The following is a 15,190-nucleotide window of genomic DNA, read 5'->3' as shown; positions in this document are numbered from 1 at the left end:
GGCCGTCACGCGGCCCCGCCCTTCTGGTCCCTCTCGTCGTCGACGATCTCCGCGTCCACCACGCCGTCGTCGTCCTGCGGTGAGCTCTGCTCGGCGCCCGTCCCGGCGGAGCCGTCCGACGGTGCCTGCTGGGACTGGGCGTACATGGCCTGGCCCATCTGCTGGCTGACGGTGGCGAGTTTCTCGATGCCGCCGCGCAGGACGTTCGTCTCGGCGTTCTGCTCCAGCTGCTGCTTCAGCTCGGTGATCGCCGACTCGACCTCCGATTTGGTGTCCGCCGGGACCCTGTCCTCGTTGTCGCGGATGAACTTCTCCGTCTGGTAGACGAGCTGCTCGGCCTGGTTGCGCGCCTCCGCGGCCTCGCGGCGCTTGTGGTCCTCCTCGGCGTACTGCTCGGCCTCGCGCATCATGCGGTCGATGTCGTCCTTCGGCAGGGCCGAGCCACCGGTCACGGTCATCTTCTGCTCGCGGCCCGTCGCCAGGTCCTTCGCGGAGACGTGCATGATCCCGTTGGCGTCGATGTCGAAGGCGACCTCGATCTGCGGGACACCGCGCGGGGCCGGCGGCAGACCGGTCAGGTCGAAGACGCCGAGCTTCTTGTTGTACGCCGCGATCTCGCGTTCGCCCTGGTAGACCTGGATGCCGACCGAGGGCTGGTTGTCGGCGGCGGTGGTGAAGATCTCGGAACGCCGGGTCGGGATCGTCGTGTTGCGTTCGATGAGCTTCGTCATGATGCCGCCCTTGGTCTCGATGCCGAGGGACAGCGGGGTGACGTCGAGCAGGAGGACGTCCTTGACGTCGCCGCGGATGACACCGGCCTGCAGGGCCGCGCCGACGGCCACGACCTCGTCGGGGTTGACGCCCTTGTGCGGGTCCTTGCCGGTGAGTTCCTTGACCAGGTCGGTGACGGCGGGCATCCGGGTGGAGCCGCCGACGAGGATGACGTGGTCGACCGCGGAGAGCTTGACGCCGGCGTCCTTGACGGCCTGGTGGAAGGGGGTCTTGCAGCGGTCGAGGAGGTCGGCGGTGAGCTCCTGGAACTGGGCGCGGGTCATCTTCTCGTCGAGGTGCAGGGGGCCCTCGGCGGACGCGGTGATGTAGGGCAGGTTGATCGTCGTCTCGGAGGAGCTGGACAGCTCGATCTTGGCCTTCTCGGCGCCCTCGCGCAGCCGCTGGAGCGCCATCTTGTCGGTGCCGAGGTCGATGCCGTACTGCCCCTTGAACTTCTTCACGAGGTACTCGACGATCCGCTGGTCCCAGTCGTCGCCGCCCAGGTGTGTGTCGCCGTTGGTGGCCTTGACCTCGATGACGCCGTCGCCGATCTCCAGCAGCGAGACGTCGAAGGTGCCGCCGCCGAGGTCGAAGACCAGCACGGTCTGCTCCTCGCCGCGGTCGAGGCCGTAGGCGAGGGCGGCGGCCGTGGGCTCGTTGATGATCCTGAGCACCTTCAGGCCGGCGATCTCGCCGGCCTCCTTGGTGGCCTGCCGCTGGGTGTCGTCGAAGTAGGCGGGGACGGTGATCACCGCGTCGGTGACGTCCTCGCCGAGATAGGACTCGGCGTCCCGCTTCAGCTTCTGCAGCACCCTGGCGGACAGCTCCTGCGCCCGGTAGCGGGTGCCGTCGATGTCGCCCTGGTCGGGGAAGCGCCAGCTCGCGTCGCCCATGTGACGCTTCACGGAGCGGGCGGTGCGGTCGACGTTCGTCACCGCCTGGCGTTTGGCCACCTCCCCCACGAGTACCTCGCCGTTCTTGGCGAAGGCCACGACCGAGGGTGTGGTCCGGGCCCCCTCCGCGTTGGCGACGACCGTGGGTTCGCCGCCCTCCAGAACGGCGACCACCGAGTTCGTGGTTCCGAGATCGATCCCGACCGCGCGTGCCATCGTTGTCCCCTTCCGCCAGGGCACCCCTTGAACTCCAGCACAAAACTTGAGCGGGTTCTTGTCAATGGGGCGAGTGACCCGGGGCGGGCGTACCAAACGGCAGCTGAGCGTCCGCTCAGGGATCGAGGGGGCCGGCCCGAAGGGCCGCCCCCTCGAGGGGCGCGGGGAACTGCGCGACCAGCCACGACGGCGCAGCGGACGCAGAACGACCGACCGCGGCTCCCCGTTGGCGCTACGCCAACTTCGCGGACAGCGTGATCGTCGTCCCCGTCAGCGCCTGGCTGACCGGGCAGTTCTTCTTGGCGTCCTCCGCCGCGGCGACGAACGCGTCGTCGTCGATGCCCGGCACGGTCCCCTCGACGGTGAGGTGGATGCCGGTGATGCCCTCACCCGGCTGGAAGTTCACGTCGGCCGAGGTGACGAGCTTGGTGGGCGGGGTGCCTGCGCCGTTCAGCGCGTGCGACAGCGCCATGGAGAAGCAGCTGGAGTGCGCGGCGGCGATCAGCTCCTCCGGGCTGGTCTTGCCGTTCGCGTCCTGCGAGCGCGAGGCCCAGGTGACCGGCTGCGCCGCGATGGCACCGGAAGAGTCGAAGTTGACGACTCCGTTGCCCTCGAGCAGGTTGCCTTCCCAGACGGTGTGTGCGGAGCGCGTGGTTGCCACGATTCTTCCTTTCGCGTGGGGGCCCGGTTCCCGGGGTCCGTGCCCCCATCCGATCACACTCGCGCTCAGCTCACCCGGAAGACCGGCCCACGCGGGGTGAACGGCAGTCGACGGCCCGGGGGAATCAGGTACGCGTGCTCGCGCCGCACCCGCAGCACATCGCACCAGCCGTCGGTGATGACGAGGACGGGCGCGCCCGGCGGGAAGTCGTCCGCGCGCTGCAGCAGGTCGATCCCGGGCTGCAGGACCGTGCCGCCGCGCCCGCGCACCCGCACCCGGCCCGCGATCTCCGTCACCGGCAGATAACCGGCGTCGTAGGGTCCCGCGTCGCAGAACACGACCCGGGCGGCCGGTACGTCCCGGGCCTCGGCGTACGAGGCGATCGCGCCGAGCGCCTTGCCGAGCAGGCCGGCGCTCATGGAGCCGGAGGTGTCCAGGACCACGCCGAACGTGCAGCGGGCGATCTCCTCGGGCGGGAAGTAGCGCCCGGCGCGCGGGATGTCGGGCGTCGACGCCTGACGGCGCGCGGGCCGGGAGTACGTCCGCACCGGCTCCGGACGCGGCACGAACTCGTCGAACCAGCGGGCCAGTCGGGCGTCCCACGGCAGCGGCGGATGGCTGAGCGCTCGGATCTCCTGGACCAGGTCCCCGGGCAGGAAGCCGCGCTCCTGCTGCTGGTGCAGGTCGAGGCCCTGGCCAAGGCCCCGCCGGTAGAACTCGTCGAGGTCGACATAGTCACCGGGCGGGCCGAGGGGGGCACCCAGGACGTCACCGACGCCCTTGCCGCGCAGGGTGGCCAGCCGGCGCATCCGGCGCAGGTCGCCGGCGATCCGGTCGTACACCTCCTCGGCGGACAGGCCGGTGAACCGCGCGTCGTACAGCAGGCCTTGGGGCATCTCCCCGACCTGCATCTCGCGCAGCCAGCCGTTGATGACGTAGTCGCAGGCCACGTTGAACAGGTAGGGGTCGCGGGAGCCGCAGCGGTCGCCGTGCCGCAGGGCGGCGTGCAGCATCTCGTGGCCGAGGATGAACCGCCACTCCTCGTCCTCGAACTGGCGCAGCGGGTTGATGTAGATCTCGCCGGCCTCGGCGTTGACGGCGGCGACGGCGATGCCGTGCGCACGGGCGAGTTCGGCGTCGGCGACCAGCTTGATGCCGGCCGCGATGCCGCCGAGCAGCGGGTAGGAGGTGATGAACCACTCCAGCGCCCACTGCCAGGGCCGCTTCTTGACGGGTTCGCCGAGCATGGAGTCGCGGCGGCCGCCGGCCATGTCCATCGCGGTGGACACGGTCCGGGTCAGCGCGGTCGCGAAGGCCAGCTGGTGGTCCGGGGGCGAGCCGAACCAGCCCATCCACTCCACGAGGAGCTGGTCGGGCTCCGGGCCCGCGGTGCCGCAGCGCTCGTAGGCGGCCGGGACGCCGTCGCGCCGCCAGGGCGCGGCGAGCTGCTCCTCGTCACCGTCCGGGTAGGCCGGCGGCAGGTGGTCCGGGGCCTTGCCGACCGGGAAGGTGAGCAGGAAGCGGTTGACGGCGACACAGCGTGCGGCGAGATCGGCCCGGTCGGGCTGCACGGCCGTCCCCTTCTTGGACGGGACGTGGCCGAAGCCGAGGTGCAGGACGGCGTGCGCGATCGCCCAGGCCCAGGTGGCGGGCTCGGCGAGCCGGGCGGGGTGGACGTGCAGCACGCCGTCGGAGTCGACGCGGACGAGGCCGTCGCGCGGCGCCTGCTCGCACTTCTCGTGCCGGCAGACGGTGAACTCGACGGCGGCGAGGGCCGGGTTGGCGCGTACCAGCCGCAGCCCCTCGGCGAAGGCCTCCGCCGCGAGGTCCCGCTTCTTCTGCCCCTTGCCGCCCTTGTGGTCGGCGCCGCGGCTCATCGCCGCGCCTCCACCAGCCGGGGCATGTCACGCGCGGCCTCCACCAGGAACCAGGACGGCAGTACGGGATTGCCGTCGGCGTCGGAGGCGATGACACTCTGCGCGACCTCGACGGAGATCTCCGCGAGCTGCACCAGCAGCGACTTGGCGCGGTACGCGGTCTGCCGGCCGGTCGCCGACATGTGGTCCTTGCCGGCGGGCAGTTCCTTGATCAGCCGGCCGCGGAACGACTCGGCGAGGTAGTACAGCAGGTCGCGGTCCTGCATCCGCGACGGCCAGCCGGCGTCGCCCTTGATGATGGCCTCGATGCCGTACTGGCTGCGCACGATCTTGACGTAGCCGCAGAACGCGGTGGCGTGCGTGGGCGTCAGCGTGCCGTGCGCCACCACCTTCAGCGTCTCCTCGTCGAGGCCCTGACCGAACGAGTGCAGCGCGTCGGAGAGCATGTGCCAGGAGCGGAGGGTGGAGAACGGCTCCTCGGTCTTCGGCGGCTTGGACCACAGGTGGTCGGGGCGGTCGGTGAGGTGGTCCAGGATCCACGGGTGGATGCCGTTGTTCGCGGCCCAGGTCAGCCAGTCCTTGGCGGAGGCCTCCAGGTGGACGTGGGTGAGGCGGTTGACCAGGGCGGAGGCGATGGGCCGGGCGAGGGCGTTGTCGGTGGCGCGGTTTCCGGCGCCGATGACGATGGAGCCCTTCGGCAGCTCGTAGTTGCCGATGCGGCGGTCCAGGATCAGCGAGTAGAACGCCTTCTGCACATCCGGCGTCGCCGCGTTCAGCTCGTCCAGGAACAGGCAGTACGGCTCGTCGCGGGCGATGGCCTCCGGCGGGCAGAACACCGAGCGCCCGTCGCGGATCTGCGGGACGCCGATCAGGTCCTCCGGCGCGAGCTGCGTGCCGAGCAGACTCACGCACTCCAGTCCCAGCGACGCGGCGAAGTCCCGGACGAGGGAGGACTTTCCGATGCCGGGGGCGCCCCAGATGAAGACCGGCCGCACGGTGGCGAGACCGAGCAGCAGTTCGGGGATACGGGTGGGCGTGACGGTGACGGCTGCCTGCAAGGCAGAAACTCCTCGGGGGGGTGTGCGACTGGTTCGCGACTCCCGAACAGTGTGTGCCCGCGGGCCCCCGGGCGCAGCCGATTTTCAGGCGGCCCGCTCGCGCGGCTCCGTCCGCACGGGCACCTGGGGACCGTCCGTCTCCAGCAGCCACCGGCGCAGCACGTGGTGCACCTGCTCGGCGCCCACGAGGTCCTCCCCGTCGCCGACCGGCGTGGAGAAGGCGACCGGCGACAGCAGGAACGGTCTGCCCTGGGCGCCCCCGAGCCCGCCGTGCGAGCCGATCTGCTCCTCGAAGGCGAGGACCTCGCCGTCCGCCGGGTCGTAGGCGGAGTTGACCATGATGTCGGCGGTGTTCGGGAAGGAGTGCGTCCGGCGCACGGCGTCGGCGGCGCCCGGCCCGAAGGCCTCCAACGGCCCCGGCTCGTCGTCCAGTCGGTCCAGCGGGATCTCCGCGCCGTACGCGCCGAGCACGAGTCCGCCGTGCTCCTCGCTGCGCACGAGCAGGAAGCCGACGCCCGGGTGGTTGGCGAGGGTGGTGAGCAGCGCCGGGTGGCGGGCGTCGATCTCCTCCTTCGTCATCCGGTGCGGCACGTCCGGGAAGGAGACGAGGCCGAGGTTGCCGGAGGCCAGCACGATCGGTTCGGAGCGGCGTGCGGGGCGGTGCTGCTCGGCGCCCTCCTCGACGGGCCGGCGCAGCGCCGCGCGCACGGCCGCGCGGGCCTCGGCGCCGCTGTGCGTGCGCCGCGCCCGGCGTGGCACGGGCAGCCCGCAGCCGGCCCGCACCAGGTCGCCGAGGCCCAGGCCGTAGCGGGACCGGAAGGTCTCGCCGGGGCTCTGCCCGTGGTCCGAGAGCACGATGATCCGGTACGGCCGCGGCGCGTGCTCGGCGACGTTCTCGATCAACGCCAGTGCCCGGTCGAGGCGTTCGAGGACCTTCTCGGCGTCCCGGCCGCACGGCCCGGAGTGGTGCGCGACCTCGTCGTAGGCCACGAGGTCGGCGTAGACGGCGGTGCGGCCGGCGAGCATGTCGCCCATCACCGCGGCGACCACGACGTCCCGTTCGACGACGGTCGCGAAGGCGCGGATCAGCGGGTAGAGGCCGCCGCGGGAGACCCTCGGCCGGACCTTGCGGGCGCGGGCCCGGGTGGACTGGCCGATCTCGCGGCCGACCTCGGCGACGAAGGACAGGGCGGTGCGCACGGCGTTGGCCGGGTCGGAGAAGTAGGCGAAGTAGCCCGCGCGGGAGCGGTTGCGGCGTCCTCGGCGTCTGGTCGCGATGGACAGCACCAGGGCCTGCTCGGCGGCGCCGCCGCTGAAGAGGTTGCCGCGGCTGGCGCCGTCGGCGGTGAGCAGTCCGCCGTCGCCGGTGCGGTCGACGGCTCGGCGCTCGAGCTCGGCGGCGCTGGTGGGGCGGTTGCAGACCATGACCTCCTGGCCGGCCTTCTCGTACCAGCGGAAGGCGGGGACGTCGTGGTTGCTGCCGTGCAGGATGCCGAGCTGGCTGGCTCCGGTCTGGCTGGACCAGTCGGTGCGCCAGGCGGTGAGCCGGTGGGTGGGGCGCGCACCGGCTCCGGTGCCCTCTCCCAGCCAGCGGGCGACGGTGGGCATCAGGCCCTTGCAGACAGCCGCGCGCAGGACGTCGTGGCCGACGCCGTCGAGCTGCATGAAGACGGTGCCCGGACTGGACGGGCCCGGAGGCAGGGCTCGGCGGCGGCGGTCGGCGAGGCGGTACAGCCGGCGCCGGTAGGCGTCGTCGTCCCGTACGGCGAGTGCGCCGCCGGTGGCGGAGGCGACGGCGGACATCACGGCGGCGACGATGACGGCGGTCTCGGGGGCGGCCTCGCTGTCGCCGGAGGGGACCAGGCGCAGGGCGACGATGAGCAGCGAGCCATTCAGGAAGAAGACAAGCAGGCCGAGCACCAGGGCGGGGACGAGCAGCAGCAGCCGGACGAGGAGCGGCCAGACGAGCGCGGAGAGCAGACCGAAGGCGCCGGCGCCGAGCGCCGCGGTCATGGCGAGCCGGGTGGCGCTGTCGTCGTCGGCCGACTGCAGCTGGAAGTCCGGCAGGATCCCGGCGAGCACGAGCATGGTGACGGTACAGACGGCCCACACGGCAATGCTCCGCCCGACCTGACTCGCAACCCGCCGCCAACGCCCACGCACGCCCAGCCCACCTCACGTCCCGAAACGGGCCTTTACGCCCCAGCCTTGCACAACGTGCGGGCGCGGCCCGCAGTGGTCAGCGTCCGTCGTACCCAGCCGTGGGCATCGACAGCCGCCGGTGCACCCGCGCCTTCATCTGCGCGTCGTACAACGGCTCCGCCCGCCCCACCGTCTCCACCCGCACCCCGCGCCGGGCGCACTCCGCCGTGAACTCCTCCACCGACGACAGCGCGCTCTCCAGCACCCTGCGGCTGGGCGCCACGAACAGGTCGAGGCCGGGGCGTACGCCCTCCCAGAGCACGGCGTGGTCGGTACGCAACCGGCGTACGAGAAGTTCGCGGGCGACGACGTACCCGTGCTCGGCGGCCCAGCGCGCGCACATCGCGTGCTGGCTGCGGGAGTCCACCAGGAAGGGGTCGGCGTCCAGCTCTTCGAGCGGCGTCAGACTGGCGATCGCCGTGACGCGCACAATGGATGACCCCATGGCGTCCCCCTCACCTCCGGGTTTCGCCGCCGACCCTACTCCAGCCCGTACGCTTCGGGGAGTCGCACGAAGGAGGCAAAGAGGTGCCGGTGGAGATCACCTGGTGGGGTCACGCCACCTGCACGGTCGAGGATTCGAACGTGCGCGTTCTCACCGACCCTCTGTTCGCACGCCGGCTCGCGCATCTGCGGCGCCGCCGGGGCGCGCTCCCCGCGGCCGACGCCCGCCGGGCCGACATCGCCGCGGTCTCCCACCTCCACGCCGACCACCTGCACGTTCCCTCCCTGGCGACGCTGCCGGACGGCACGCACCTGCTCGTGCCCCGGGGCGCGCCGCGGGCTGTGCCCGGTCTGCGCCGGCTCACGCGGCTGCGGGTCACGGAGATGGGACCGGGGGACGTGACGGAGGTGGGCGCGGTGACCGTACGTGCCGTGCCGGCGCGGCACGACGGACGGCGGCTGCCCGTCGGCCGGCACCGCTCCCCCGCCCTCGGCTATGTCATCGAGGGGGAGGCGCGCACGTACTTCGCCGGGGACACCGGCCTGTTCGACGCCATGGCGAAGGAGGTCGGCCCGGTGGACGTGGCGCTGCTGCCCGTGGGCGGCTGGGGGCCGTATCTCGGGGAGGGCCACCTCGACGCGGGGCGGGCCGCCGAGGCGCTGGCCCGGCTCGCGCCGCACAACGCCGTACCGGTGCACTACGGCACGTACTGGCCGATCGGCATGGACGCCGTGCGCCCCCACGAATTCCACGCGCCCGGCGAGGAGTTCGCGCGCCTCGCGGCACAGCGCGCACCCGGCGTATCGGTGCACCGGCTCGCGCACGGGGAGCGTGTGCGGCTGGCGGTGGGCCGGTGACGATGCTGGCCGCCGTGACGACGGTGGTGCCGACGGAGTCGACGCAGCAGGCGATCGGCTATCCGACGCTGTTCCTGCTGGTGCTGACGGGCGCGCTGGTGCCGATCGTGCCGACGGGGGCGCTGGTGAGTTCGGCCGCGGTGGTGGCGTTCCACCAGACGGCGCCGTTCTCGCTGGCACTGGTGTTCGTGACGGCGTCCACGGCCGCGTTCCTGGGTGACGCGACGCTGTACTGGCTGGGGCGGCGCGGCATGGGCTCGAAGAACGGCTCGCGCTGGCTGGAGGCGATCCGCTCGCGCGCGCCCGAGGAGAGGCTCACGCAGGCGCAGGAGAAGCTCGCGGAGCACGGGGTGGCGGTGCTGGTGCTGTCGCGGCTGGTGCCGGCGGGGCGGCTGCCGGTGATGCTGGCGTGCCTGCTGGCGAAGTGGCCGATGCGGCGGTTCGCGCGGGGGAACCTGCCGGCCTGCCTGGCCTGGGCCGTCACCTATCAGCTGATCGGGATTCTGGGCGGGACGCTGTTCGCCGAACCCTGGGAGGGGATCGTCGCGGCGATCGCGCTGACCGTGCTGATCAGCGCGGCGCCGAGTGTCTGGAAGCGGATTCGGCCGGCCAAGTGAGGCCTCGTCGCGCGCTGCGTCCCTGGGCCGTCCCTCCGGCCGCCCGCTAGTTCAGTACCCGCGATCCTCCCACCGGCAGGTCCCACAGGTCCTCCCGGTCCAGTCCCGCCTTCTCCCAGGCCGCCCGCACGCGGGTGAGGGGCTCCAGGACCGGCTCCGCCGACAGCACGAACGTCGCCCAGTGCATCGGGGCCATCCGGCGGGCGCCGAGGTCCTGGGCGGCGCGGACGGCCTCCTCCGGGTCGCAGTGGACGTCGCTGAGCCACCAGCGGGGGTCGTAGGCGCCGATGGGGAGCAGGGCTAGGTCGATGCCGGGGTAGCGCTCGCCGATGCGGGAGAACCAGTGGCCGTAGCCGGTGTCGCCCGCGAAGTACACGCGCTGTCCGTCGGCGGCCGTGAGCACCCAGCCGCCCCACAGGCTGCGGCAGGTGTCGGTGAGGGTGCGCTTGGACCAGTGGTGGGCGGGGACGAAGTCGAAGCGGACACCGGACAGTTCAGCCCCCTCCCACCAGTCCAGCTCGGTGACCTGGGTGAACCTGCGGCGGCGGAACCAGGGGGCGAGGCCGGCCGGCACGAACACCGGGGTGTCGCGCGGGAGTCGGCGCAGGGTGGGGGCGTCCAGGTGGTCGTAGTGGTTGTGGCTGATGACGACCGCGTCGACGCGCGGCAGGGCGCTCCAGGCGACACCGACGGGGGTGATGCGGGCCGGGGTGCCGAGGATGCGGCGCGACCAGACCGGGTCGGTGAGCACGGTCAGGCCGCCGATCCGGACCACCCAACTGGCGTGCCCCGCCCAGGAGACGGCGGTCGTGCGGGCGTCCACGGCGGGCAGCGGGCCCGGCTCGAACGGCAGCCGCGCGATGTCGGCGAGGCCGTCGCGGCCGGGGCGTACGGCGCCCTCGCGGGCGAAGCGGGCGAGGGCCTTGATGCCGGGCAGCGGGGCGGTGAGACGGTCCTGGAAGCTGCGCGGCCACACCCGGCGTTCGCCCAGCGGGCGGGGTGCGGCGAGGGGCGGCAACGGGGACGCGAGAGGGGATGGGCCCGGCGGGGCGTCGGCTTCCTGGGCGGGTGTACGCGGAGTTGTCGACGTGGATGACTCGGACTGCTGCGTCATCGAGGAGACTCCCATCGCTGAGCTTCGTCACGGAGATCGTCGAATACCGACTTCAAGTGGATCAACGCGCGTTGCACATGTGGCAGTTCCAACGGCGTGGGTGAACCGATGCATTCCGCGCGCTCCTCGTCGGTGCCCGCGAGCAGGGGCCCGGTGGACAGGCGCACGCGCAACGCCTGGAGGTCGTCGCCGAACCGGTGTCCGCCCGGCGCGGGCATGCCGAGCCGGGCGGCGAGGAAGTCCTCCAGGTCCTGTGCGTCTCCCACGCCGTGCGCGGACAGCCCGGGGCGCAGCGGGCCGAGGTCGACGTAGAGGTGCCGCCCGGCCCGCGGGGGCCGTGCGAGGGCGCCCGCTCCGACGGCGGCGGCGTGCGCGGCGGCGGCCACGCGCGCGTGCAGCCGTACGGCGGCGGCGACCCGCGTGGTGACCGGCTCGGGCTCCGCGAGGGCGTATCCGGCCGCGAGGGCGACCGGCCCGGCGACGCGGGCGCCGAGCGCGGTCAGCACGTCGAGCACGCGCGCGTGCAGGCCGTTGCCGGCGTCGTGGGCGGGGAACCGGGCGACGGCGGCCGGCCATCCCGGCGGGAGGTGGGCGCCGGCCAGGTCGGTGACCACGGTGACCCGCTCGGGGAGCATCTCGGCGGGACTGACCAGCACGGTGTCGTGCGGGGCGTGCACGGTGTCGCGCCAGGTCTCGTCGCTGACCAGGTGCAGCCCTTCGCCGGCGGCGGCCTCCACGGTCTCGTGCAGCACCTCGGGCGGGGCCACCGTGGCGGTGGGGTCGTCGGCGACGGACAGCACGAGCAGCCGCGGGTCACCGCCCTCGGCACGGACCCGGCGGACGGTCTCCAGAAGGGCGTACGGATCCGGGACACCGCCGCACTCGGCCGGGGTCGCCACATGGAAGACGGGCCGGCCCAGCAGGCGTGCGTACGGCGCCCACCAGGCCGCGCAGGGCCGCGGTACCAGGACGTCGCCGCCGAGCGCGAAGGTCAGCGCGAGCAGCAGGGCGGGCGCGCCCGGTCCGGCCACCGCATGCCCGGGGTCGGTGTGCAGTCCGCGCCGGCCCCAGTAGCCGCACGCCGCCTCCAGCAGGGCGGTGCCGCCGCCGACCGGCTCGCTCTCGGCGCGCCCCGCGGCCGCCGCGAGCACGGCGGCCAGCTCGGGCAGCACGGGCAGTCCGTCCTCCGGCACGGGCGGCCCGAAACGCACCGGGCCGTGGCCTTCGCCGGCGCCGTGGCCTTCGGGGTCCGTCCCGCGCATCCGTGCCTCCGCTGTGCCTGGTGCCGTGCCGGTTCGTCACGGTGTGTCGCGTGCCTCCGCGCTCTGCGTACCCATCGTGGCGCACCTCCATGGGCGACCACCGGGGTTACGCCCGTCACAGCGGCGGCCGTACGGCTCAGTCGTCCGCGCCGGGTGCCCTGCGACGCAGCCGGTATGCCGCGCCCCCGAACGCGCCCGCGATCAGCAGGCCGCCGGCGACCAGTGCGGGGACGGAGTCGGTGAAGACACCGCCCGTGCCGGCCTGGACGCCGTGCTGGTCCACGTCACCGCCGCAGTCCTCCCACTGGGATCCGCCCTGCCCCGACGCCTGCCCGCCGGCGTCCCAGTAGGGACCGGTGGGCTCGGTGGGCTCGGTGGCGTCCGCGGGGGGTTCGGCCTGCTCGGTGCCGGTGGTGTCCGCGTAGGGGTCGGCCTGGTCGGATCCGGTGCCGGTCTTGCGGTCCGACTCCTCCTTGCCGCCTTCCGACCTGCCCGCGTGAGGCTCCGGGCAGGTGCGGCCGCCGCCCTCGGCGGTCCAGCCCGCGGCGCCCCCGTCGCCGCTCTCGCCGCCCGCCTCGCCGTCCTTGCCGCTCTCGGTGCCGCCGCCACCGCCGCTTCCCGCGCCGCCGCTCTCGTGGGCCACCGTGAACTTCGCGCTCCACTCCTTGCCCTCCCCTTCGCCGGCCGCCGGGCAGGTGCCGTCGACCGTCCACGCGGACTCGGGGCCGGCCGCGTCCGGGGCGCCCTCGGAGTTCTCGGCCGGGGGCACCCGGGTGGTGCCGTGGTAGGCGGGTCCGGCGGCCTTCTCGTCGTTGCCGGAGACCCGCTTCAGCTCGACGGTGCCGTCCTCGAAGGCCTGTGAGACGGCGTCGATGGTGGCGGGCGCGGATCCGTCGAGGGGGTCGCAGGAGACCGAGACGGTGACACTGCCGCCCGGGGCGACGGTGCCGGGGCTGACCTCCGCGGCCGGGTCCGCCGAGGCGGCCGAGGCCGCGGTGCCCAGGGCGGCACCGGCCAGAGCGGCGAGGGACAGGGCGCGGACGGTGCGGCGCATGGGGTGAGCTCCTTCGGCCGACGGCTGCGGGGGAACGGCGGTCGTGCCCCCGCAGCCATGACAGCCCGCCCGCCGCCCGGGCGCGCGCGGCCGGGCCCCATTCGCGCGACGGGTGACCGCCGAGTGGGTGACATCGCGGCGGTCGGCAGGGCTTGTCCGACGCGGCGCGGCCGGCCGGCCCCCGGTCAGTTCATCAGCGCCGCCAGATCGCCCTCCAGCCCCCGCCCCCGCCTCCTGACGACGCCGGCGGCGACGTCCGCCAGCTTGCGGTTCGTGCCCTGCGAGATACGGCGCAGTACGGCGAAGGCGGCGTCGGCGTCGCAGCCGAGGACGTGCATGACGATGCCGCACGCCTGGTCGACGACGGGCCGGGAGCGCAGGGCGGTGCCGAGGTGGTCCAGCTCGGTGAGCGCGGCGCGGTAGGAGCGGTCGCGGACGAGGCAGCTCGCGGCGAATTCGCCGAGGGCGTGCACGGGCCCGTGCCGGGCGTCCTCCAAGGCGCCGGGCCGGAAGCTGTAGAGACTGAGCGTCACCGTCAGGCCGGACCGGCGGAAGGGGAACGTGACGCTGGACCGCACGCCCGAGTCGAGCGCCATGGCGCGGTACTCGGGCCAGCGCTCGTCGTGCAGCAGGTCGGCGGAGTCGACGGGCTCACCGCGTTCCAGGGCGGCCGGGATCGGCCCGTCCCCGGAGCGCAGTTGTACGGCGACGAGGGAGGCGAGGTCGGGATGGGTGACGGCGGCGGGCCGCTCGGCACCCGGCCCCGCGACCATGCTGCTCGCTCCACAGCAGTCGGTGGTGCAGCGCACGGCCTGCTCGGCCAGCACGGACAGTCTGCGCCCCGGCAGGGCCGCCTCCGCGGACTCGTCTCCCCAGTGACCCACACGGTCGTCAGCGGGCATCCTCAACTCCTCCCTCCTTCCTGCGCGTTCCCGGTCCTGTGCGGGGAAAACAGCTGGAGAACAAGGGGAACCGGTTGGACCCCGGCGCCCCGCAACCCCTCGCGGCCAGCTAGGTTCATCACCATGGAGAAGACGGACGGGTTTGGTGAAGAGCTCGCGGATTTCGTGCGCCGCGTCGCGGAACTCAAGGCGGCGCGGTCCGTGTCCGAGGGGGACCTTCCGACGGTCCTGGACGCGGCGATCTTCGAACTCGACCATGTCGCGGGCCAGTTGTGGCCATGGTTCGAGCGGCTGTCCTCCAGCGGACTGCCGCGTTCGGCGTCCGCCGACCGTCAGGAACAGCATCTGCTGCGGGCGGTGTTCCAGCACTTCCCGCTGCCAGTGGCCCTGGTGGACCGTGAGGCGGTGGTGCGCCGGCTGAACTTCGCGGCGACGTCCTTCACCGGCGTCCGGGCCGGCTATGCGACGGGCCGCCCGCTGACGGGTCTCCTCGCGCACGCCGACCGGGCGGCGTTCCGTTCGCAGGCCGCAGCGGTGGCCCGCGGCGAGGGCGACCGCAGCCTCACCGTGCGTCTCCAGCAGCACCCGTCGGCCCCGGTCCGCGCGACCCTGACCGCCGTACGCCCGAGCGGCGAGCCGCACCCCACGGTGCTGGTGGTGATGGTCCCCGGGGACCTGCGCGGGTCCGGTGTCATGGAGCCCGGGGAGAGCCCGGTGGTCCAGCTGCCCGACCTCACGGAGGCCACCCGGCACGCGGCCCTGATGGACCTGCTGGACGAGATGACCACGACCCTGCTGACCGCACCGCGCGGCGACCGCGAGACGGTCCTCCGCGCGGCCGCCCGGGTCCTCCACGACCGCTTCGCCGACTGGGTGATCGTCGACACGGTCGCCGACGGGATGTCCCGTACGGCGGTGCTGTCCCCCTCGGACCGGGAGACGGCCGCGCTCGCGGCACAGGACCCGGCCGCCTGCCCCCTGGTCGCGGAGACGGCACGCACCGGATCGCCGTCGCTCCAGGTGCGCCCCGAGAACCCGGACGCCTTCGGCCGGGACACTCAGGGCGCCCCCGTCCTCGTACAGGCCAACGTCACGTCACTGCTGTGCGTGCCCCTGTCGGCCGAGGGGGCGGTGCTGGGCGTGCTGAGCCTCTTCAGGTGCGGGCCCCGCCCGCCGTTCTCCATGGCGGAGGCGAAGGCCCTGGACACGATGTCCCGCCACCTGACGACGGCGATCACCGCGACCCCCTGAGGGGCGGCCC

Annotated in this window: 13 protein-coding genes; 3 read left to right on the top strand and 10 right to left on the bottom strand. The window is 73.5% G+C overall.

Going from position 1 to position 15,190, the window contains the following annotated elements; all coding sequences use genetic code 11:
* Positions 1 to 5 precede the first annotated feature (5 nt).
* The 6 genes from dnaK to ACIRD7_RS03495 all read right to left on the bottom strand — a co-directional run bounded on the left by dnaK (position 6) and on the right by ACIRD7_RS03495 (position 8,123).
* Complete coding sequence (gene dnaK / locus ACIRD7_RS03520; RefSeq protein ID WP_403449152.1) at positions 6 to 1,880, bottom strand: molecular chaperone DnaK; 1,875 nt, start codon at positions 1,878 to 1,880, stop codon at positions 6 to 8.
* A 232-nt stretch (positions 1,881 to 2,112) separates the two neighbouring features.
* Positions 2,113 to 2,541 (bottom strand): OsmC family protein, encoded by a 429-nt coding sequence (locus ACIRD7_RS03515; protein ID WP_403449150.1) that lies wholly within the window; start codon positions 2,539 to 2,541, stop codon positions 2,113 to 2,115.
* A 65-nt stretch (positions 2,542 to 2,606) separates the two neighbouring features.
* Positions 2,607 to 4,418, bottom strand: a complete 1,812-nt coding sequence (locus tag ACIRD7_RS03510) for a hypothetical protein (RefSeq protein ID WP_403449149.1) — start codon at positions 4,416 to 4,418, stop codon at positions 2,607 to 2,609.
* A complete protein-coding gene (locus tag ACIRD7_RS03505) occupies positions 4,415 to 5,476 on the bottom strand; it encodes an ATP-binding protein (RefSeq protein ID WP_403449148.1) in 1,062 nt (353 codons plus the stop codon). Before ACIRD7_RS03505 ends, ACIRD7_RS03510 begins: the two co-directional genes overlap by 4 nt.
* Before the next feature lie 84 nt (positions 5,477 to 5,560).
* Positions 5,561 to 7,588 (bottom strand): phage holin family protein, encoded by a 2,028-nt coding sequence (locus ACIRD7_RS03500; protein ID WP_403449146.1) that lies wholly within the window; start codon positions 7,586 to 7,588, stop codon positions 5,561 to 5,563.
* 127 nt (positions 7,589 to 7,715) lie between these two features.
* Positions 7,716 to 8,123, bottom strand: coding sequence for a hypothetical protein (locus ACIRD7_RS03495; RefSeq protein WP_403449145.1), 408 nt, complete (start codon positions 8,121 to 8,123; stop codon positions 7,716 to 7,718).
* 83 nt (positions 8,124 to 8,206) lie between these two features.
* Here ACIRD7_RS03495 and ACIRD7_RS03490 point away from each other — a divergent pair, with 83 nt between their 5' ends.
* The gene (locus ACIRD7_RS03490) at positions 8,207 to 8,980 is read left to right on the top strand and encodes an MBL fold metallo-hydrolase (RefSeq protein WP_403449143.1); all 774 of its coding nucleotides are present in this window, start codon (positions 8,207 to 8,209) and stop codon (positions 8,978 to 8,980) included.
* Between the two features lie 2 nt (positions 8,981 to 8,982).
* Positions 8,983 to 9,597, top strand: a complete 615-nt coding sequence (locus tag ACIRD7_RS03485; RefSeq protein WP_403451636.1) for a DedA family protein — start codon at positions 8,983 to 8,985, stop codon at positions 9,595 to 9,597.
* 46 nt (positions 9,598 to 9,643) lie between these two features.
* Here ACIRD7_RS03485 and ACIRD7_RS03480 read toward each other — a convergent pair whose 3' ends face one another.
* From ACIRD7_RS03480 to ACIRD7_RS03465, 4 genes are all read right to left on the bottom strand, one after another.
* On the bottom strand, positions 9,644 to 10,711 hold the full coding sequence (locus ACIRD7_RS03480; RefSeq protein WP_403449142.1) for an MBL fold metallo-hydrolase: 1,068 nt from the start codon (positions 10,709 to 10,711) through the stop codon (positions 9,644 to 9,646).
* A complete protein-coding gene (locus ACIRD7_RS03475; protein ID WP_403449141.1) occupies positions 10,708 to 11,973 on the bottom strand; it encodes an aminotransferase class I/II-fold pyridoxal phosphate-dependent enzyme in 1,266 nt (421 codons plus the stop codon). Before ACIRD7_RS03475 ends, ACIRD7_RS03480 begins: the two co-directional genes overlap by 4 nt.
* A gap of 136 nt (positions 11,974 to 12,109) precedes the next feature.
* Complete coding sequence (locus tag ACIRD7_RS03470; protein WP_403449139.1) at positions 12,110 to 13,027, bottom strand: hypothetical protein; 918 nt, start codon at positions 13,025 to 13,027, stop codon at positions 12,110 to 12,112.
* A 185-nt stretch (positions 13,028 to 13,212) separates the two neighbouring features.
* Positions 13,213 to 13,929, bottom strand: coding sequence for an ANTAR domain-containing response regulator (locus ACIRD7_RS03465; RefSeq protein ID WP_403449136.1), 717 nt, complete (start codon positions 13,927 to 13,929; stop codon positions 13,213 to 13,215).
* Positions 13,930 to 14,052: 123 nt separating this feature from the next.
* Between ACIRD7_RS03465 and ACIRD7_RS03460 the strand changes: the two genes are divergently transcribed.
* On the top strand, positions 14,053 to 15,180 hold the full coding sequence (locus tag ACIRD7_RS03460; RefSeq protein WP_403449133.1) for a GAF domain-containing protein: 1,128 nt from the start codon (positions 14,053 to 14,055) through the stop codon (positions 15,178 to 15,180).
* The last annotated feature ends 10 nt before the right edge of the window (positions 15,181 to 15,190 follow it).

The sequence above is a fragment of the Streptomyces sp. NPDC093568 genome (assembly GCF_044764945.1).
In the GTDB taxonomy this organism is placed as follows: domain Bacteria; phylum Actinomycetota; class Actinomycetes; order Streptomycetales; family Streptomycetaceae; genus Streptomyces.
Note: the sequence above shows the minus strand (reverse complement) of the source record. Positions and strands in the feature narration are given on the sequence as shown.